The sequence below is a fragment of the Pseudomonas sp. Pseusp49 genome, assembly GCF_059491875.1.
This window is the reverse complement of the sequence record NZ_CP168514.1, coordinates 1,014,979-1,035,337: the sequence shown is the minus strand read 5'-3', so window position 1 is coordinate 1,035,337 and position 20,359 is coordinate 1,014,979. Positions and strand designations below refer to the sequence as shown.

Annotated in this window: 20 protein-coding genes; 4 read left to right on the top strand and 16 right to left on the bottom strand. The window is 60.4% G+C overall.

From position 1 onward, the window contains the following. Positions 1-7: 7 nt before the first annotated feature. Positions 8-415, top strand: coding sequence for a DNA polymerase III subunit chi (locus tag ACEN83_RS04505; RefSeq protein ID WP_495579604.1), 408 nt, complete (start codon positions 8-10; stop codon positions 413-415). A gap of 84 nt (positions 416-499) precedes the next feature. On the opposite strand, the gene ACEN83_RS04500 is transcribed toward ACEN83_RS04505, so the two are convergent. After that, the gene (locus tag ACEN83_RS04500; protein ID WP_495579603.1) at positions 500-1,270 is read right to left on the bottom strand and encodes a sulfite exporter TauE/SafE family protein; all 771 of its coding nucleotides are present in this window, start codon (positions 1,268-1,270) and stop codon (positions 500-502) included. Positions 1,271-1,406: 136 nt separating this feature from the next. Here ACEN83_RS04500 and xseA point away from each other — a divergent pair, with 136 nt between their 5' ends. From xseA to leuA, 3 genes are all read left to right on the top strand, one after another. Next, positions 1,407-2,786, top strand: coding sequence for an exodeoxyribonuclease VII large subunit (xseA, locus tag ACEN83_RS04495; RefSeq protein WP_008053235.1), 1,380 nt, complete (start codon positions 1,407-1,409; stop codon positions 2,784-2,786). Positions 2,787-2,789: 3 nt separating this feature from the next. Beyond that, complete coding sequence (locus tag ACEN83_RS04490; protein ID WP_495579602.1) at positions 2,790-3,611, top strand: peptidoglycan DD-metalloendopeptidase family protein; 822 nt, start codon at positions 2,790-2,792, stop codon at positions 3,609-3,611. A gap of 414 nt (positions 3,612-4,025) precedes the next feature. Continuing rightward, entirely contained in the window at positions 4,026-5,705 is a 1,680-nt protein-coding gene (gene leuA, locus ACEN83_RS04485) for a 2-isopropylmalate synthase (protein WP_116581902.1), read from the top strand. A gap of 118 nt (positions 5,706-5,823) precedes the next feature. Here leuA and ACEN83_RS04480 read toward each other — a convergent pair whose 3' ends face one another. The 15 genes from ACEN83_RS04480 to hscB all read right to left on the bottom strand — a co-directional run bounded on the left by ACEN83_RS04480 (position 5,824) and on the right by hscB (position 20,355). Beyond that, entirely contained in the window at positions 5,824-6,618 is a 795-nt protein-coding gene (locus ACEN83_RS04480; protein ID WP_495579601.1) for an amidohydrolase, read from the bottom strand. Beyond that, positions 6,606-7,754, bottom strand: a complete 1,149-nt coding sequence (locus ACEN83_RS04475) for a pyridoxal phosphate-dependent aminotransferase (RefSeq protein WP_116581901.1) — start codon at positions 7,752-7,754, stop codon at positions 6,606-6,608. The genes ACEN83_RS04480 and ACEN83_RS04475 overlap by 13 nt, the downstream gene beginning before the upstream one ends. Before the next feature lie 138 nt (positions 7,755-7,892). Further along, positions 7,893-9,365: a ribosome biogenesis GTPase Der gene (der, locus tag ACEN83_RS04470; protein WP_007973987.1), complete on the bottom strand. Its 1,473-nt coding sequence runs from the start codon at positions 9,363-9,365 to the stop codon at positions 7,893-7,895. A gap of 232 nt (positions 9,366-9,597) precedes the next feature. After that, positions 9,598-10,749 carry an outer membrane protein assembly factor BamB gene (gene bamB, locus ACEN83_RS04465; RefSeq protein WP_104450782.1) on the bottom strand — a complete coding sequence of 384 codons (1,152 nt, stop codon included), beginning with the start codon at positions 10,747-10,749 and terminating at the stop codon, positions 9,598-9,600. Then, entirely contained in the window at positions 10,742-11,383 is a 642-nt protein-coding gene (locus ACEN83_RS04460) for a tetratricopeptide repeat protein (RefSeq protein ID WP_007973992.1), read from the bottom strand. The genes bamB and ACEN83_RS04460 overlap by 8 nt, the downstream gene beginning before the upstream one ends. A gap of 41 nt (positions 11,384-11,424) precedes the next feature. Then, positions 11,425-12,714 carry a histidine--tRNA ligase gene (hisS, locus tag ACEN83_RS04455; RefSeq protein ID WP_007973994.1) on the bottom strand — a complete coding sequence of 430 codons (1,290 nt, stop codon included), beginning with the start codon at positions 12,712-12,714 and terminating at the stop codon, positions 11,425-11,427. Positions 12,715-12,751: 37 nt separating this feature from the next. After that, a complete protein-coding gene (gene ispG / locus ACEN83_RS04450) occupies positions 12,752-13,861 on the bottom strand; it encodes a flavodoxin-dependent (E)-4-hydroxy-3-methylbut-2-enyl-diphosphate synthase (RefSeq protein WP_003185136.1) in 1,110 nt (369 codons plus the stop codon). Between the two features lie 3 nt (positions 13,862-13,864). Beyond that, positions 13,865-14,899 (bottom strand): RodZ domain-containing protein, encoded by a 1,035-nt coding sequence (locus tag ACEN83_RS04445; RefSeq protein ID WP_495579600.1) that lies wholly within the window; start codon positions 14,897-14,899, stop codon positions 13,865-13,867. Next, a complete protein-coding gene (gene pilW, locus ACEN83_RS04440; RefSeq protein ID WP_218485904.1) occupies positions 14,899-15,657 on the bottom strand; it encodes a type IV pilus biogenesis/stability protein PilW in 759 nt (252 codons plus the stop codon). The genes ACEN83_RS04445 and pilW overlap by 1 nt, the downstream gene beginning before the upstream one ends. Positions 15,658-15,669: 12 nt before the next feature. Beyond that, complete coding sequence (gene rlmN / locus ACEN83_RS04435; RefSeq protein ID WP_495579599.1) at positions 15,670-16,818, bottom strand: dual-specificity RNA methyltransferase RlmN; 1,149 nt, start codon at positions 16,816-16,818, stop codon at positions 15,670-15,672. A 28-nt stretch (positions 16,819-16,846) separates the two neighbouring features. Continuing rightward, positions 16,847-17,272, bottom strand: a complete 426-nt coding sequence (gene ndk / locus ACEN83_RS04430) for a nucleoside-diphosphate kinase (RefSeq protein WP_007903599.1) — start codon at positions 17,270-17,272, stop codon at positions 16,847-16,849. Positions 17,273-17,360: 88 nt separating this feature from the next. After that, positions 17,361-17,561, bottom strand: a complete 201-nt coding sequence (iscX, locus tag ACEN83_RS04425; protein WP_102699123.1) for a Fe-S cluster assembly protein IscX — start codon at positions 17,559-17,561, stop codon at positions 17,361-17,363. Between the two features lie 14 nt (positions 17,562-17,575). Further along, the gene (fdx, locus tag ACEN83_RS04420; protein ID WP_015093626.1) at positions 17,576-17,917 is read right to left on the bottom strand and encodes an ISC system 2Fe-2S type ferredoxin; all 342 of its coding nucleotides are present in this window, start codon (positions 17,915-17,917) and stop codon (positions 17,576-17,578) included. A 2-nt stretch (positions 17,918-17,919) separates the two neighbouring features. Then, the gene (gene hscA / locus ACEN83_RS04415; protein ID WP_495579598.1) at positions 17,920-19,782 is read right to left on the bottom strand and encodes a Fe-S protein assembly chaperone HscA; all 1,863 of its coding nucleotides are present in this window, start codon (positions 19,780-19,782) and stop codon (positions 17,920-17,922) included. Between the two features lie 51 nt (positions 19,783-19,833). Then, positions 19,834-20,355 (bottom strand): co-chaperone HscB, encoded by a 522-nt coding sequence (hscB, locus tag ACEN83_RS04410; RefSeq protein ID WP_007974002.1) that lies wholly within the window; start codon positions 20,353-20,355, stop codon positions 19,834-19,836. Between the last annotated feature and the right edge of the window lie 4 nt (positions 20,356-20,359).

Here is a 20,359-nt window from a genome sequence, read left to right as displayed (position 1 = left end):
CCTTCCAATGGACACTCCAAAACCGCTGCAACAGTCCGCGCACCTGCTGGACGACCTTGAGTCGATCCGCCAATTGCTCGGCGATGACAACCTGCAACCGCCCCTGCTGACCGACACGGTCGAGGAAGGCGATCAGGAACAGATTCCCATGTTGTTCGACGCCGTCAGCGAGCCTTCGCCGCCCGTCGAACCGACAGCCCCCGCCCCGATTGCTGAACCGGTCATCGCGGCTGCACCGGCGCCTGCCATCAGCAAGAACCCGGATGACCTGTTGCACCTGGACAGCGAACTGCGCGCCGCCGCGCAGTTGATCATGCAAGACGTGATCGACGATTTCGCCCCGCACATCGAGACCGAAATCAAACGCCGCCTCAGTGCACGACTGGAGCGGTTGTTGAGCCAGTACAACGATTGACCGCATACCGCTCCCTGTAGGAGCTGCCGAAGGCTGCGATCTTTTGATCTTGAAAAAGCAAAAGATCGCAGCCTGCGGCAGCTCCTACAGGGAGGTATTCAGGTAGCGCCCAATCAACGCAATCCCGCTGGCCAGCACCAGCCACGTCACCAGGCGCACGAACGCCTCGCGAGACATCCGCATCGTCAGCCGCCGCCCAATCCACAACCCCAGCACCATCGCCGGCAACAGACACACCGCCAGCACCAGCAATGGCAAATCGGCATACACCCCGGCAATAGCAAACAGGCTCAAACGCACCACCGTACTGCAACTGATCAATGCGCTCTGGGTGGCCCGGGCCGCCTCCTTGGGCAAGCGGCTGTTCAGATAGATCGCATAGAGAAAGCCGCCGCTGCCAAACAACGCGCCAAACATCCCGCCCACCGTCCCCATCGGCAGAGCCCACACGGCAGACAATTGCGTCGGACGGGTTTTGACCCACAGGCTGTAGATCGCATAGGCGCTGATAAACAGCCCCATCAACAGCAACAACAGATCGGACTTGAGGTTCAGCAGGAAAATCACCCCCAGCGTGCAGCCCACCGCCATGCAGGGCAATAACCGCAACAGTTCCGGCCGGGCGACATCCCGCCGCGAAGGCAACAGGTTGCCGAATGCCGCGACAAAGTCGAGCAACACCAGCAACGGTACGATCTTCGACAGCGGCATGAACAGAATCAGAATCGGCCCGGCGATCAACGCCGTACCGAACCCGGCGATGCCGAACACGATGTAGGCCAGGGCGATGCCTGTCCCGATCACCAACCAGCCCACCACTCCAAAAGTCCATTGACCCAACAAATCCACCAACATTTCACTCAATCCCTGTAGGAGCTGCCGAAGGCTGCGATCTTTTGATCTTTGAAATCAAGATCAAAAGATCGCAGCCTTCGGCAGCTCCTACAAGGGGTCGTGCATTCGGTTGGAGAATGCCTTTATCATGCGCCCCATGATTAAAGATCCCTTTGCAAGACTCGGCCTGGACCGCGAAGTCCTGACCGTCAGCCAGCTCAACGGCCGCGCGCGGGTGTTGCTCGAAGACGTGTTCAGCAACATCTGGGTAGAGGGCGAGATCTCCAACCTCGCCCGCCCGGCGTCCGGCCACGTGTATTTCACCCTCAAGGACAGCGGCGCCCAGGTGCGTTGCGCGCTGTTCCGGCAGAACGCGGCACGGGTTCGCCAAGCCTTGAAGGACGGGCTGGCGGTCAAGGTGCGCGGCAAGGTCTCGTTGTTCGAGGGGCGCGGTGACTATCAACTGATCCTCGACACCGTGGAGCCGGCCGGCGATGGCGCCTTGCGCCTGGCCTTCGATGCACTCAAGGAAAAGCTCAGCGCCGAAGGCCTGTTCAGTGCCGAGCGCAAGGTCCCGCTGCCTGCGCATCCACAACGCATCGGCATCATCAGTTCGCCCACCGGGGCGGTGATCCGCGACATCATCAGCGTGTTCCGCCGTCGCGCACCGCAGGTGCAGTTGACGCTGATCCCCACCGCCGTACAGGGCCGCGAAGCCACCGCACAGATTGTCCGCGCGCTGAAACTGGCGGATGCCCGCGGTTTCGACGCCCTGATCCTGGCCCGGGGCGGCGGTTCGCTGGAAGACCTCTGGTGTTTCAACGAAGAAGCCGTGGCCCGCGCCGTGGACGCTTGCGTGACACCGATTGTCAGCGCGGTCGGCCATGAAACCGACGTGTCGATCAGCGACTTCGTGGCCGATGTTCGCGCGCCCACCCCTTCCGCTGCCGCCGAATTGCTGGCACCGGACTCCAGTGACCTGGTGCGTCGGGTCGAGAGCCTGCACCGCCGGCTGGTGATGCGCATGCGTGACCGTTTGATGCGCGACCGCCTGCGCCTGGAAGGTATCTCTCGCCGCCTGCGCCATCCCGGCGAGCGCCTGCGCCAGCAAGCGCAACGCCTGGATGACCTGGACATGCGCATGCGCCGCGCGTTCGAGCGTAGCCTCAACACCCGTCGCGAACGCTTGATCCGCCTGGAAACCCGTCTGGCCGCACAACATCCGGGCCGGCAACTGGCAATGTTGCGCCAGCGCCTCGACAGCCTGGCCGAACGCCTGCCGCGCGCCATCCGCGAAGGGCTGAAGAACCGGCGCCTGCAATTGCACAGCCAGATGCAGACCCTGCATGTGGTCAGCCCGCTGGCGACCCTCGGCCGTGGCTACAGCATCCTGCTGGACGAGCGCGGCAATGCGATCCGCAACGCCGCGCAAACCCACACCGGCCAGCGCCTGAAGGCCAAGCTGGGCGAAGGCGAACTGCAAGTACGGGTCGAAGACAACCACCTGACGCCTGTCACCCTTTCTTTACTGGACTGATCCATGCCGCGTTTCCTGGTTCCATTGCTGTTGCTGCTCCTGACCTTCAACGCCCACGCCGACAGCTACATCACCCGCCTGTTGAACAAACCGGTGCCGGGCGGCGTGGCCGTGGTGAATCTGGGCCCATCCGCCCAGGCGCCAAAAGCCAGTTATCAAGGCAAACCCGTGCTGGTCGTGAAGGAGCAGAACAACTGGCTGGCCATCGTCGGTGTGCCGCTGACGATCAAGCCGGGTACCCAATCGATCAGCAGCGGTGGTCGCAATCTGAACTTTACGGTTGGCAACAAGAAATACCCGGAACAGCGCATCACCCTGAAAAACACCCAACAGGTCAATCCGGACCCGGAAAATCTCAAGCGCATCGAGCGTGAACTGGCCGAGCAGATTGCCGCTTACCGCACGTTCAGCCCCAATACGCCAAGCAACCTGCTGCTGGACAAACCGGTGAACGGGCCGCTGTCGAGCAAGTTCGGCGTGCGCCGCTTCTTCAACGGTGAGGAGCGTAATCCTCATTCGGGGCTGGATTTCGCCGTGGGCGCCGGCACGCCGATCAAGACACCGGCCGCGGGCAAGGTGATCCTGATCGGCAACTACTTCTTCAATGGCAATACGGTGTTCGTCGACCATGGCCAGGGCTTCATCAGCATGTTCTGCCACATGTCGAAAATCGACGTTAAGGTGGGGCAGCAACTGGCCCGGGGTGGTGTGGTTGGCAAGGTCGGGGCGACTGGTCGGGCGACCGGACCGCATATGCACTGGAACGTCAGCCTGAACGATGCGCGGGTGGATCCTGCCATTTTCATTGGGGCGTTTCAGCCTTGAGCAAGATCAAAAGATCGCAGCCTTCGGCAGCTTCTACAGGGAACGCATACCCATGTAGGAGCTGCCGAAGGCTGCGATCTTTTGAACTGTCGCCAAGATTGCGCACCGTCTGAACCTCGCGCAAAAAACAAGATCATCGCAACCATTTGAAGCAATAAAATCTCGATAAATACCCGCTCACGAGTATTCCTCTCAATTTTTTTCGACTGCTTGCCATCCTTCCCCCCCAAGGTTAGGGTTGAAGGCATGAAAACCTCTCACACCCTCATTCAGCTCCGCCAGCACAGCAGCCTGTGCCTTGTCAGTGCACGACTGCCGGGCTGAATCGTGGTGCCTCGTCCCAAGCGTCAATCCAAGAACTTTTGATCCACCGGCAGGCCGCCTTTTTTCGGCCCACACAATAAGGATTTCCCGATGAGCATGCTCAAAGACCCGTCTTCGAAATACCGCGCGTTCCCGACCATCGACATTCCGGACCGCACCTGGCCATCGAAAACCATCACCGCCGCGCCGATCTGGTGCAGTTCCGACCTGCGCGACGGCAACCAGTCGCTGATCGAGCCGATGGACGCCGTCAAGAAGCTGCGCTTCTGGAAAACCCTGGTGCAGGTCGGCGTGAAGGAAATCGAAGCATCGTTCCCGGCCGCTTCGCAAACCGACTTCGACTTCGTTCGCACCCTGATCGAAGGCAACCACATCCCGGACGACACCACCATCCAGGTGCTGACCCAGGGCCGTGAAGACCTGATCGAGCGCACCTTCGAATCCCTGCGCGGCGCGAAGAAAGCCATCGTTCACCTGTACAACGCGACCTCCCCTTCCTTCCGCCGCATTGTCTTCAACCAGGACAAGGACGGGATCAAGGCCATCGCCGTGAACGCCGCCAAGCTGTTCGTCAAATACGCAGCCATGCAGCCGGACACCGAGTGGACCTTTGAATACTCGCCGGAGACCTTCAGCGCCACCGAACTGGAATTCGCCAAGGAAGTCTGCGACGCGGTCATCGAGGTCTGGAACCCGACGCCCGAGCACAAGATGATCCTCAACCTGCCGGCCACCGTCGAATGCGCGACCCCGAACATCTATGCCGACCAGATCGAATGGTTCGGCCGCCACATCAACCGTCGTGACAGCGTGATCATCAGCCTGCACACCCACAACGACCGTGGCACCGGCGTTGCCGCCACCGAACTGGGCCTGATGGCCGGCGCCGACCGCGTCGAAGGCTGCCTGTTCGGCAACGGCGAGCGTACCGGCAACGTCGACCTGGTGACCGTGGCCCTGAACCTCTACACCCAGGGCGTGAACCCTGAGCTGGACTTCTCCGACATCGACGGCGTGCGCAAAGTCGTCGAAGAGTGCAACCAGATCCAGGTGCACCCGCGTCACCCGTACGTCGGCGACCTGGTGCACACCGCATTCTCCGGCTCGCACCAGGATGCGATCCGCAAGGGCTTTGCCCAGCAGAAACCGGACGAGTTGTGGGAAGTGCCGTACCTGCCGATCGACCCGGCTGACATCGGCCGCAGCTACGAGGCGGTCATCCGCGTCAACAGCCAGTCAGGCAAGGGTGGCATCGCCTACCTCCTGGAGCAGGAATACGGCATCAGCCTGCCACGTCGCATGCAGATCGAATTCAGCCAGGTCGTGCAGCGTGAAACCGACCGCCTGGGCCTTGAGATGACCGCCCAGCAAATCCACGCGCTGCTGCACAGCGAGTACTTGCAAGCCAACACCCCGTACGCGCTGGTCAGCCATCGCCTGCAGGAAGAAAACGGTCACAGCGCCGTCGAAGTGGAAGTAGCCAGCAAAGGCCAGGGCGAGACCAACCTGCACTGGCGCGGCAAGGGCAACGGTGCCCTGGAAGCGCTGGTGGCCGGTCTGCCGATCCCGGTGGAGATCATGGACTACAACGAGCACGCCATTGGCGCAGGCACCAATGCCAAGGCCGCGGCCTACATTGAACTGCGCGTGAACGGCGAACGTGCGGTGCATGGCGTGGGCATCGATGAAAACATCACCACCGCCAGCTTCAAGGCCCTGTTCAGCGCGCTGAACCGCTCGCTGAGCCAGCCGGAAGCGAAAGCGGCGTAAGACTTAGCTGCAATGCAAAAGGCCCCGGGGTTTGCATCTCGGGGCCTTTTTGTTTGGTTGAAGATCAAAAGATCGCAGCCTGCGGCAGCTCCTACAGGAAAACGCAGGCTGCGATCTTTTATGAAGTGAACTCGAAGGTATCGGCATCCAGATTCGCCGGAAACCGTGTGCGATAAGCTTGAAGGTCTGCAGCATTCAGAACGACCTGAAACACCCCATCCGCCTCTCCTGCGCCAAGCAACATCTCGCCCTGGAAATCCAGCACCTGGCTGTCACCGGTGTAGGCAAAGCCCTTGCCATCGGTGCCAACGCGATTGACTGCCGCCACGTAGCACAGGTTCTCGATCGCCCGCGCCGGCAACAGGCGGTTCCAATGCTGACGCCGCGCACCTGGCCAGTTCGCGGTGTACAGCAGCAGATCCGTGTCCTGAGCGTCACGACTCCACACCGGGAAGCGCAAGTCGTAGCAAATCAGCGGTCGCACGCGCCAGCCCTTTAACTCGAACTGCACCTGACGCTCGCCCGGGGTGTAGTGGTTATGCTCACCGGCCATGCGGAACAGGTGACGCTTGTCGTAATGCAGTACCTCGCCATCCGGGCGCGCCCACAACAGGCGATTGCGATGACTGCCGTCCTCGGCCTGGATGATCACGCTGCCGGTAATCACGGCATCAAGTTTTGCCGCCTGAACCCGCAGCCACTTGCTGGTGGGGCCGTTTTCCGATTCCGCGAGGGTCTCGGACTCCATGGAAAAACCGGTGGTGAACATCTCCGGCAGAATGATCAGGTCAGCGCCGCGAGCCTGCTCAAGCAATGGCTCGAAATGCTCCAGGTTGGCCTGACGGTCGTGCCAAGCCAGGGATGTCTGGATCAGCGCCACGGTCAGGTTCGGCAACGCACTCAGATCACGCATAGTTTTTCCGCCGCTTCACGCAGGGTCTCCTCACGCTTGGCGAAGCACAGTCGCACCAGGCGCTGCCCTTCAGGCGGTGTCTGGTAGAACACCGAGATCGGGATACTGGCCACACCATGCTCGCGAGTCATCCACAGGGCCATCTCGACATCATTGAGGTCCGGGCGGATCTGCGAGTAATCGACCAACTGGAAATAGGTGCCGGAAACCCGAGTGAAACTGAAACGCGACGGCGCCAGCAGATCGCAGAACAGATCACGCTTGGCCTGATAGAAATCCGGCAGCTCTTCGACGTGCTCAGGATGCTCGGCCATGAAGTCGGCCAAGGCATATTGCAGCGGCGTCACACCACAGAAATTGACGTACTGGTGCACCTTGCGCAATTCCGCCGTCAGGGCCGGCGGGGCGACCACGTAGCCGGTTTTCCAGCCGGTGACGTGGTAGGTCTTGCCGAACGAGCTGACCACGAAAGCACGCTGATACAGCTCTTCATGGGCCAGCACGCTGACATGGGGCACCCCGTCATACACCAGGTGTTCGTAGACTTCATCACTGATCAGATAGATGTCGCGATCGCGGATCAAGGCGGCCAACTGATCGAGTTCGGCACGACTGATCAATGCGCCACTGGGGTTGTGCGGGGAGTTGAGAATGATCATCCGCGTGCGCGGGCTCAGTGCCTGGGCAAGCTTCTCGAAGTCGATACTGAAATCGTTCAAGCCCAGCTGTACATGCACGCAACGACCGCCGGCCAGCTCTACCGAGGGCTCGTAGCTGTCGTAGGCCGGGTCAAACACGATGACTTCGTCGCCGCTGTGGATAACCGCCTGAATGGCACAGAAAATCGCTTCGGTCGCGCCTGGGGTGACCGTCACTTCAGTATCCGCATCCACTTGCGTGCCATAGCTGCGGGCGACTTTCACCGCAATCTGCTGACGCAACACCGGCAGCCCGGTCATCGGCGAATACTGGTTATGGCCACTGGCGATATGCCGGCCAACCGCATCGCACAGGGCCTGCGGGGCCGCGAAATCGGGAAAGCCCTGGGACAGATTGAGCGCGCCGGTCTGTGCCGCGAGCTGAGACATCTGCGTGAAGATGGTGATGCCGACATTCGGCAGCTTGCTGGTGATCATCGATAACCCCTTGCAGGTGAGCTGCAAGTTTCAAGCTGCAAGCTGCAAGTGGTCAAGCGCCAAACCTCCAGACGCAAAAAAGGGCCTTGGAAAGGCCCCTTTTCGCTTTGACTTGAAGCTTGCAGCTTGCAGCTGCTTTTATCGCTTATCGCGGCGCTTCTTGTCGGCTTTCTTGTGGTGCGACATCAAGCGACGCTTCTTGTTGACCTGACGGTCGGTAAGCGTGTTCTTGTTGCCTTCGTACGGGTTCTCGCCACCCTTGAACTCGATGCGGATCGGCGTACCGACCAGCTTCAGGACACGGCGGTAAGTGTTTTCCAGGTAGCGCACGTAGGACTTCGGCACCTTCTCGATCTGGTTGCCGTGGATCACGATGATTGGCGGGTTTGCACCACCGAGGTGGGCATAACGCAGCTTGATCCGACGGCTGTTGACCATCGGCGGCTGGTGCTCGCTGACCGCGTCTTCGAGGATCTGGGTCAGGCGGCTGGTCGGCCAACGGGTAACCGCGGACTTGAACGAGTTCTGTACCGACGCGTAGAGGTTGCCCACGCCGGTGCCGTGCAAGGCCGAGATGAAGTGGATATCGGCGTAGTCAACGAAGAACAGCCGACGTTGCAGCTCGACCTTCACGAAGTCGCGCTCGCTCGGCGTCATGCCGTCCCACTTGTTGATCGCGATGACCAGCGCACGACCCGATTCAATGGCGAAGCCCAACAGGTTGAGGTCGTGATCGACCACACCTTCGCGGGCGTCCATCACGAAGATCACCACGTTGGCGTCTTTGATCGCCTGCAGGGTTTTGACCACGGAGAACTTTTCGACTTCTTCGTGGATCTTGCCGCGCTTGCGCACACCGGCCGTGTCGATCAGCGTGTACTTCTCGTCGTTACGTTCGAACGGGATGTAGATACTGTCGCGGGTGGTGCCAGGCTGGTCGTAGACGATGACCCGGTCTTCACCGAGCATGCGGTTGACCAGGGTCGACTTGCCGACGTTCGGACGGCCGATGATCGCGATCTTGATCCCGTCTTTTTCGCTTGGGCCAGGAATGCGCTTGGCTTCCTCGCCTTCGGCGACGACCTCTTCCTCTTCGCCTTCCTGCGGCTCGTCTTCGTCACGCGGGAATTCACTCAGTGCCGCTTCCAGCAACTGGGTGATACCACGGCCGTGGGCACCGGCGATCGGGATCGCATGGCCCATGCCCAACGGGGCGAATTCGGCGCGGGCCATTTCCGGGTCGATGTTGTCGACCTTGTTGGCGACCACGTGGGAACGCTTGTTACGTTTGCGCAAATGCTCGGCGATCATCTGGTCGGCGGCGGTAAAACCGGCCTTGGCATCTACCAGGAACAGAACGACATCGGCTTCTTCGATGGCCAGCAGCGACTGCTCGGCCATCTTTTCGTCCATACCATGCTCGTCACCGGAGATACCGCCGGTGTCGATCAGAATGTAGGAACGCCCTTGCCACTTGGCCTCACCGTACTGGCGATCACGGGTCAGACCGGACAAGTCGCCGACGATGGCGTCACGAGTCCTGGTCAGGCGGTTGAACAAGGTGGACTTGCCGACGTTCGGTCGGCCCACCAGGGCGATTACGGGAACCATGCGGCTCTCCACTTCGTTATTTCAGAAAATACAAAAGCCGCTGCGAGGCAGCGGCTGGTGCTCGGGGCAATCACGTTGTCATTTGTAGGAGCGAGCTTGCTCGCGAAAAACGCCAAGACACCGCGTTTATTCAGGCCGCCAACGTCATCATTAACGTCCATCGCGAGCAAGCTCGCTCCTACAGTCCTACAAACGGTGAAGCCGCTTGGGGGTTAAAACCCAAGCATAGTCGTTACTTGATGGTCAGGGCTTCCAGTTTGCCGCTGTTGCCATACACATAAATCGTGTCACCCACCACCAGCGGACGGGCACGCAGGCCGTCGCTGTCGATGCGCTCGCGGCCGACGAATCGACCGTCCACCTGACTCAGCAGGTGCAGGTAACCTTCCAGGTCACCGACTGCAACATAGCTGGAGAACACTTCCGGGGCCGACAGTTGACGACGGGCCAGCGAATCGTTGCTCCACAAGGCTGTGGTGGAACGCTCGTCGACGCCTTCAACGGTACCCGAAGACAGGCTTACATAAACGGTGCCAAAGCCCTGGGCGACACCGGCGTAGCTGGAAGCATCACGCTGCCAGAGCTGACGGCCGCTTTGCAGGTCCAGAGCGGCAACGCGCCCCTGATAGCTGGCGACATACAGCGTCTCGCCCGACAGCAGCAAGCCACCGTCGATATCGACCACGCGCTCCAGCTCCGAACGACCTTGCGGGATCGCTACGCGCTGTTCCCACACTGGTACGCCGTTGGAGATGTCCACGGCAACCACTTTACCGGTCGACAGGCCAGCCACCGCGAGGCGGTTGGTCACGATCGGCGCGCTGGTGCCCCGCAGGGTCAGAACCGCAGGCGTGCTGTCATAGATCCAGCGACGATTACCGGTGGAGGCATCCAGGCCGATCAGGCGATCGTCCTGGGTCTGAACCACCACAACGTCACCGTTGTTGGCTGGCGGTGCCAGCACTTCGCTGGACACGCGAGCGCGCCATTTTTCTTCGCCGTTGATCGCGTCCAGGGCAACGATTTCACCCTTGATCGTACCGATCGTGACCAGACCGTAACCAACGCCGACAGCACCGGAAACAGGCAGCTCGAGGTCTTTCTTCCATTTGACGTCGCCCGTGTGGCGATCCATCGCCATCAACACGCCAGTGACGTCGGCGGCATAGATGGTATCGCCATCGATGGCCGGAACCAGCATGTTGTAGGTTTCGCCCTGACCGTCACCGATCGAACGACTCCACTGCTTGTGCAGAACCACTTCTTCCTTGAAGTCGACCAGTTCGGCCGGAGGCAGTTCTTTTTTGCTGTTGCTGCTGCAACCCGCGGCCAAAATGGCCAAGGCCAGCAATGCTGCATGTTTCCAACGAATCACGTCACGCATCCCCTTTGGCCAGGTCGTCCAGCTTGATTTGCAGGCCACCGACCGCCGCTTCATCCGACAGTGCCGCCTTGGCTTTTTGATACGCCGCGCTCGCCTCGTCGGTACGACCCAACTGCACCAGCAAGTCGCCCTTGAGTTCTTCGCGAGTGGCCAGGAATGCCTTGTCGGCATCGCCTTCGAGCAACTTCAGTGCTTCGTCGGCCTTGTTCTGCGCGCCGAGTACCTGGGCCAGACGCTGACGGGCGATTTCGCCCAGCGCAGGGTTGGCCGGTTTGGCGACGATGGCCTTGAGTTCGGTGGCCGCGTCGTCCAGCTTGCCGCTGTCGACCGCTACCTTGGCCACGAACAGGCTGCCGTACTGCGCGTAGGCGCTGCCGCCGTACTCGCTGTTGAGCTTGCCGGCCAGGTCCGAAACACGGGCCGCATCAGGCTTGCCGTCAGGTGTCAGCGTGGTCTCGAGCAATTGCTGATAGAGAATCGAGGCGCCTTGCGACTGATTGCTCTGATACTTGTGGAACGCCTGCCAGCCGAACACGATGACCAGCGCCAACAGGCCGCCAGTAACCAGGGGCTTACCGTTGCGTGACCACCATTCCTTCAATTCCGCCACATGTTCGTCTTCGGTACTCGACACCCCAATACTCCTTAATCGCTAATTCGGCTGTTTAGACAGCTTCAACCCTGCACGACGCAGGTGGCCAGGTGCGCTGCAAGCGCATCCCAGGCAATGCTTTGTTGTTCGCCCTGGCCACGCAGGGGTTTGAAACCTACCACTTGCTGGGCCATTTCGTCGTCACCGAGGATCAGCGCGTACAGCGCACCGCTCTTGTCGGCCTTCTTGAACTGGCTTTTGAAACTGCCGGCGCCGGCATTCACTTGCAGGCGCAGGTTGGGCAACTGGTCACGAACGCGCTCTGCCAGGGTCAGCCCGGCGAGTTCGGCGGCTTCACCGAAGGCGCAGAGGTAGACGTCAACCTGACGGGAGATCTCCTCCGGAATCTGCTCCAGGGTTTCCAGCAACAGCACCAGGCGTTCGATGCCCATGGCAAAGCCCACGCCAGCGGTCGGCTTGCCGCCCATTTGCTCTACCAGGCCGTCGTAACGGCCACCGGCACACACGGTGCCCTGGGCGCCGAGCTTGTCGGTGACCCATTCGAAAACGGTCTTGCTGTAGTAATCCAGCCCGCGAACCAGCTTCGGGTTGATCACGTAAGGAATGCCGGCGGCATCCAGGCGAGCCTTGAGGCCCTCGAAGTGCACGCGGGATTCTTCGTCGAGGTAGTCGGCCATCTTCGGCGCATCGACCAATACCGCCTGGGTGTCGGCGTTCTTGGTATCAAGAACCCGCAGCGGGTTGGTTTTCAGGCGACGCTGGCTGTCTTCGTCGAGCTTGTCCATGTGCGCCGAGAGGTATTCGACCAGCGCTTCGCGATAACGACCGCGGGATTCGCTGGTTCCCAGGCTGTTGAGCTCGAGTTTTACCGCATCGCGGATGCCCAGTTCGCCCCACAGGCGCCACGTCAGCACGATCAGTTCGGCGTCGATGTCCGGACCGTCGAGGTTGAACACTTCGACACCGATCTGGTGGAACTGGCGATAACGACCTTTCTGCGGACGCTCGTGGCGGAACATCGGACCGATGTACCAGAGTTTCTGAACCTGGCCACCACCGGTAATGCCATGCTCCAGCACCGCACGCACGCAGGCCGCCGTGCCTTCGGGGCGCAGGGTCAGGGAGTCGCCGTTGCGGTCGTCGAAGGTGTACATCTCTTTTTCGACGATGTCGGTCACTTCACCGATGGAGCGTTTGAACAGCTCGGTGAACTCGACGATCGGCATACGGATCTGCTTGTAACCGTAGTTATCCAGCAGGCGCGAAACGGTGCCTTCGAAATGACGCCACAGGGGGGTCTGTTCGGGCAGGATGTCGTTCATGCCACGAATGGCTTGCAGAGACTTGCTCACTTTAAATCCTTAAATTCGTTCGGCTCTTCAGTCAGGTTCAGCCACGCGCAATTACGGCAGCGTCAGCTTCGACCTTTTCGGCCGCTTTCTGACGGATCAAGCGTTCAAGCTCATCCACCAGATTGTCATTCGTCAGTTTCTGCGACGGCTTGCCGTCGATGTAAATCAGGTTTGGCGTGCCACCGGTCAAGCCGATATGGGCTTCCTTGGCTTCGCCCGGGCCGTTGACCACGCAACCGATGACCGCGACATCCAGCGGCACCAGCAAATCCTCGAGGCGCCCTTCCAGCTCGTTCATGGTCTTGACCACATCGAAGTTCTGCCGCGAGCAGCTCGGGCAGGCGATGAAGTTGATGCCACGGGAACGCAGGTGCAGGGATTTGAGAATGTCGTAGCCGACTTTCACTTCCTCGACCGGGTCGGCCGCCAACGAGATGCGGATAGTATCGCCAATCCCTTCGGCGAGCAGCATACCGAGGCCGACGGCAGATTTCACCGTGCCGGAACGCAAACCACCGGCTTCGGTGATGCCCAGGTGCAGTGGCTGGACGATTTCCTTGGCCAGCAGGCGGTACGCTTCGACGGCCATGAACACGTCGGAGGCTTTCACGCTGACCTTGAAGTCCTGGAAGTTCAGGCGTTCAAGGTGCTCGACGTGACGCAAGGCAGACTCGACCAGCGCAGCAGGTGTGGGCTCGCCGTATTTCTTCTGCAGGTCTTTTTCCAGGGAGCCGGCGTTCACGCCGATACGGATCGGGATCCCGCGGTCACGGGCGGCATCGACCACCGCGCGCACGCGGTCTTCGCGACCGATGTTGCCCGGGTTGATCCGCAGGCAATCGACACCTAGTTCGGCGACGCGCAACGCGATGCGGTAGTCGAAGTGGATGTCGGCGACCAGGGGGACTTTGACCAGTTGCTTGATCTTGCCGAAGGCTTCGGCGGCGTCCATGTCCGGTACGGAAACCCGCACGATATCGACGCCGGCCGCTTCCAGGCGATTGATTTGTGCGACCGTGGCCGCGACATCATTGGTGTCGCTGTTGGTCATGCTCTGCACAGCGATAGGCGCATCGCCGCCAACAGGCACGTTACCGACCCAGATCTTGCGGGATTCGCGACGTTTGATTGGAGATTCGCCGTGCATGACTTATTGACCCAACTTCAGGCGAGCAGTCTCGCCACTGGTGAACGGAGCGACATCGACTGGCTGGCCGTTGTAGCTGACCTGAGCGCCCCGGGCAAAGCCCAGGCGTACGGAAAACGGTGGTTTGCCATTGACCGCCAGGCTGTCGCCTTTGCGTTTGAGACCGCTAAACAGCACCTTGCCGCTACCGTCGGTCACTTGTGTCCAGCAATCGGAGGTGAACTGCACCTGAACCTGGCCCTGACCGGCCACAGGTGCGGCTGCCGCTGGAGCAGGAGCCGCAGCGGCTACCGGCGCAGTCACCGCAGGGACCGGGGCGGCAGGCGCTGCCGGGGCCGGAGTTGCCGGGGCCACCGGCGCTGCGACAACGGGCGCGGTAGTGTGCGCAGGAGCCGCTGGCGTGGTCGGCGCTGCCGGGGCAACTGGTGCAGTCACTTGAGCCTGTTCCGGTGCTTCAGCCGGAGCCTCGGCCTGTGGCAGCGCGAGAGCCGTGCCGCCTTCGGTCTGACCTTCCGCGACGGCCTGGTCTTCCGGCTCATCCAGCGGATGAATCTGAGTGGTACCGTCGGCACCTTCGACTTCTACGTGTTCTGGTGCCAGACCGATCAGGTCCTTGGTGCGCATCGAGGTCTGATCCTGCCACCAGACGAAACCGCCCCCGATCACCGCGACCAGCAACAGCAGGCTGACGATTCGCAAAATGGTGTGGGAAACCCGCACCGGCTCTTCAATACGACCCAGGCTGTGAACATTGCTGCCCTGGGAGTCGGTGCCGGTGGATTGATCGAATTGCTGGACCAGAACGGCCTGGTCCATGCCGAGCAACTTGGCATAGGCGCGAATGTAACCACGGGCAAAGGTATGCCCGGGCAGCTTGTCGAACGCGCCGGCTTCCAGATTGCTCAAGGAAGTAGTGGTGAGGTTGAGCTTGAGGGCCACTTCGGCCAGCGACCAGCCATTGCTTTCGCGGGCCTGGCGCAAAGTCTCACCAGGGTTAACGCGATTCGCTGCTACAACTTCGGGATGCGCCGCTTTCATCATTGCTCCGACAGGTATTGCTGATATTCCGGCGTACCGGGATAGAGTCTTTTTAGTTGCAGGCCTTTACTTGCAGCCTTGTCGCGATCTTCGAACACTTTTGCCAGCCGAACGCCGAGCAATAGACTACGTGCATTTTGCTCGGAGAGCTGGCTGAAACGGTCGTAATAATCTCGCGCGGGCACATAATGCCTGTCTTCGTAAGACAACTCAGCCATTTCCAGCAATGCACGAGGTTGTTGCCGGTTCAGGCGCAGGGCTTTTTCCAGTTGCTGCTGGGCCAGATCACGCTGGCCGAGCATCGCAGCGGTCATGCCCAGGTTCTCGAACACCCGCGAGCGCTCAGGATACAGCGTATCGGCAGCGGCTTGTTCAAAGCGCTCGTAGGCTTCCTTGTAACGTTTCTGCTCGAAAAGAAAACTGCCGTAATTATTGAGGATTCGTGCGTCGCCCGGACGGGAAGACAGTGCCTTGCGAAAGTGCTCGTCGGCCAACTCCGGCTCCATCTCGGCCTGAAACACCAGCCCCAGCGCAGCATTGGCATCCGGGTCGGAGCCATCGAGTTCCAGGGCTTTTCTCAGCGGAACCTTGGCGCGCTCGGTCATGCCTTGTTGCAAATACCCGATACCGAGCTGCACGTATGCATCACGCGCTTCATCACGGCCCTTGCTGGTCTTCATCGGATTGTAATCACCCGAAAGCACGCAGCCAGCACACAGGCTGGCCAACAGCAAAAGCAGCGCAAAGCGCAGGGACATAGAGATCCTCTCTTAATTGTTGTTCGCAGTGCTCGAAGCAACATCGCTGTCGGCGCTCAATTCACGCACGGCGATATAACGTTCGCTGCGACGGGTGCGATCCAGCACCTGCCCTACCAATTGACCACAGGCGGCGTCGATGTCTTCACCACGCGTGGTGCGGACGGTGACGTTGAAACCGGCATGATGAAGCTGATCCTGGAAACGACGAATGGCGTTATTGCTCGGACGCTCGTACCCGGAATGCGGGAACGGGTTGAACGGGATCAGGTTGATCTTGCACGGGATGTTCTTGAGCAGCTCGATCATTTCCACGGCGTGCTCAAGCTTGTCGTTGACGTCCTTGAGCAAGGTGTACTCGATGGTCAGCACACGCTTTTCGCCCAGGGACGACATGTAGCGCTGGCACGACTCGAGCAGCATCTTAAGCGGATACTTCTTGTTGATCGGCACCAATTGGTTACGCAATGCGTCATTCGGAGCGTGCAGGGACAACGCCAGAGAGACGTCGATGTGCTTGGACAGCTCATCGATCATCGGTACCACGCCGGAGGTCGACAGGGTCACGCGGCGCTTGGAAATGCCGTAGCCCAGGTCGTCCATCATCAGATGCATGGCCGCGACGACGTTGTCGAAGTTCAGCAGCGGCTCACCCATGCCCATCATCACCACGTTGGTGATGGCACGGTCGACGGTTGCCGGGACGCTGCCAAAGGATTTGTTGGCAATCCACACCTGGCCGATGACTTCGGCGGCGGTGAGGTTGCTGTTGAAGCCTTGCTTGCCGGTGGAGCAGAAACTGCAATCCAGGGCACAGCCTGCCTGGGACGAAACGCACAAGGTGCCGCGTTTGCCCTGGGGAATGTACACGGTCTCGACGCAGCTGCCGGACGCCACGCGCACCACCCACTTGCGGGTGCCGTCGCTGGAGATGTCCTCGCTGACCACTTCCGGACCACGGACCTCAGCAACAGCCTTGAGCTTTTCGCGCAAGGCCTTGCTGACGTTCGTCATGGCATCGAAATCATCGACACCAAAGTGGTGAATCCATTTCATTACCTGACCGGCACGGAAACGCTTCTCCCCGATTGAGTCGAAGAATTTTTCCATTTCCTGTTGAGTCAGACCCAGCAGGTTAGTTTTTACAGTCGATGTAGTCATGGATTCACCTTCACTCTTAAGCCAATGCTTAGCGAGTGGTTACTTCAGTAGCTGCGAAGAAGTACGAGATTTCGCGAGCGGCAGCGGCTTCGGAGTCCGAACCGTGTACGGCGTTGGCGTCGATGGAGTCAGCGAAGTCAGCACGGATAGTGCCGGCAGCAGCTTCTTTAGGGTTGGTAGCGCCCATCAGCTCACGGTTCAGAGCGATAGCGTTTTCGCCTTCCAGAACCTGAACGACAACCGGACCGGAGATCATGAAAGCAACCAGGTCGTTGAAGAAACCACGAGCGCTGTGCTCAGCGTAGAAGCCTTCGGCTTCGGCTTTGGACAGTTGCTTCAGTTTCGAAGCTACAACGCGCAGGCCGGCTTTTTCGAAACGAGTGGTGATCTCGCCGATCACGTTTTTAGCAACGGCGTCAGGCTTGATGATGGAGAAAGTACGTTGAACAGCCATGGTGTAACTCCAGAAACGGTAATTTACGAAAAATTAAACCCGCGAATTATACGCGGGTTCTCGGGTATTGCCTAACCTGCGGCGTGGCTCAGTCGCGTTCTTCGATCCAGTGGGCCTGAATGGCCTCCAGGATCTTTTCGCCACAATGCTCAGGCAAGTCGTCGAAATCGGGTAATTCCATTACCCATTTGCGCAGATCGACGAAGTTGACCGACATAGGGTCCACGTCGGGCTTGCTTTCGGCCAGCTGGATCGCGATCTCCAGCACATCAGTCCACTTGAGTTTCATGACAATTCCTTGAATCAGTGCGGCGCTTCGGCGGCGTGGTTGAGCGAGTACTTCGGAATTTCGACCGTCAGGTCTTCGGTACCGACCTTGGCCTGGCACCCCAGGCGGGACTCGCGCTCAAGGCCCCAGGCCTTATCAAGGTAGTCTTCTTCCAGTTCATCGGCCTCTTCCAGCGAGTCGAAACCCTCGCGGATGATGCAGTGGCAGGTGGTGCAGGCGCACACGCCGCCACAGGCGCTTTCCATCTCGATGTGGTGCTCATGGGCCAGTTCGAGGATGGAAACCCCCGTTTCAGCCTCAACAACCATGCCTTCGGGGCAAAACTTCTCGTGTGGCAGAAAAATGACCTGCGGCATCGTTATTCCTCAATCTCATTCAGGTTGCGCCCCGCCAGCGCGGCTTTCACCGTCGAGTCCAGGCGGCGGGCAGCAAAGGCGTCGGTCACTTGCGACAGACGCTTGGTCTGCTGCTCGATGGCATAACCATCGGTACCTTTCATCAGTTCGGTCAGTTCCTGCACCTGCAGATCGATGACCAGGCGCTCTTCGGCGTCGAGCAAGCGCTCGCCATCAGCCTCCAGAGCGGCCTGCACGGCCTCGATCAGGCGCTGGGCGTCGACCTGCTGCTCGCGCAGTACACGGGCAACCTTGTCGTCATTGGCGTGCTGGAACGAATCCTTGAGCATTTTGGCGATTTCGCCGTCGGTCAGGCCGTAGGACGGCTTGACCTGAATGCTGGCTTCGACGCCCGAACCCAGTTCGCGAGCGGAAACACTGAGCAGACCGTCGGCATCGACCTGGAAGGTCACGCGAATCTTCGCCGCACCCGCCACCATCGCCGGGATACCGCGCAGTTCGAAGCGCGCCAGGGAGCGGCAGTCGCTGATCAGCTCGCGCTCGCCCTGCAACACGTGGATCGCCATGGCCGACTGGCCGTCTTTATAGGTGGTGAAGTCCTGGGCGCGAGCGACGGGGATGGTGGTGTTGCGCGGAATCACCTTCTCCATCAGGCCGCCCATGGTTTCCAGGCCCAGGGACAATGGAATCACGTCGAGCAGCAGCAGTTCGCCACCATCGCGCTTGTTACCGGCCAGGGTATCGGCCTGGATCGCAGCGCCAATGGCGACCACTTGATCCGGGTCGATTTCAGTCAGGGGCTGACGACCGAACGCTTCGGCGACGGCTTCGCGAACGCGGGGTACGCGAGTCGAACCACCGACCATGACCACGGCGTGCACGTCTTCCAGCTCGATACCGGAATCACGTACCGCACGACGGCAGGCTTTGAGGCTGCGCGCGACCATCGGCTCGATCAGCGCATTGAAGGCTTCACGGGTCAGCTGGGCTTTCCAGTCGCCATAGGCAACTTCGACGGCCGCCGCATTGGTCAGGGCTTCCTTGGCGGCACAGGCGGTTTGCAGCAGGTTGCGCTGCGCACCCGGATCGAGGTCGGCGGACAGACCGGCGCTCTCGATGATCCAGCCAGCGATCGCGTGATCGAAGTCATCACCGCCCAGGGCGCTGTCGCCACCGGTGGCCAGGACTTCGAAGACACCGCCGGTCAGGCGCAGAATCGAAATATCGAAGGTACCGCCGCCCAGGTCATAAATGGCGACCAGGCCTTCGGCATGCTGATCCAGACCATAGGCCACAGCGGCAGCGGTCGGCTCATTGAGCAAACGCAGCACATTCAGGCCGGCCAGCTTGGCCGCGTCCTTGGTGGCTTGACGCTGAGCGTCGTCGAAATAGGCCGGAACAGTGATCACCGCACCCACCAGCTCACCGCCCAAGGTCTCCTCGGCACGCTGGCGCAGGACCTTGAGGATATCGGCGGACACTTCGACCGGGCTTTTCGGGCCCTGAATGGTGTCGATGAACGGCATGTGCGACTCACCGCCGACAAAGCGGTAGGGCAGTTGCTCCCCCAGCTGCTTGACGTCGGACAGACCACGCCCCATCAAGCGCTTGACCGACAGCACGGTGTTCAAGGGATCGGTGGCGGCAGCCAGCTTGGCGGATTCGCCAACCTCGACGCGATCGGCGTGATAGCGCACGGCAGACGGCAGGATGACCCGCCCTTGCGCGTCAGCCAGAGGCTCGGAAAGTCCACTGCGCAATGCAGCGACCAGCGAATTGGTAGTGCCCAAGTCGATCCCCACAGCCAGACGACGCTGGTGCGGTTGAGGACTTTGGCCGGGTTCGGCGATCTGCAGTAGGGCCATCGTTATCAGGACTTATCTGTATATCAGGCGTGCGACCGGAGCGGCACTGGGTTAATCGTCGAGGCGCTCTTCTAACTGGCGCACTTCGTAGGTGAGCTTGTCGAGGAACTGCATGCGCCGCATCAGGCGTTCGGCCCGTTCACGTTGCGCGGCATCGTTCCAGCAAGCTGCGAAGCTTTGGTTCAGTTCATCCTGGGCAGCCTTCAGGCGACGCTTGAAGACGGCAACGCCATTGAGGTCGGCGCTGTCCTGCAGGTCTTCGAGCTCTTCACGCAGCTCCATCTGCTGCAGAAGGAACTCCGGATCATGCACCGTGACCTCCAGCGGCAGCTCGCCACCATTCAAGGCGAGCAGGTAACGCGCGCGTTTGGGTGGACTCTTGAGCGTCTGATATGCCTCGTTGAGGCTCGCGGATTGCTCCAGCGCCAGCCGCTGCTCGCGCTCGGAAGCGTCTGCAAAGCGGTCCGGATGAACGCCGCGCGCCAACTCACGGTAGCGCGTAGCCAGCTGATCGAGGTCCAGATCGAAACTCGGTTGCAGCTCGAATAAAGCGAAATGACAAGGAGTACCCACGACA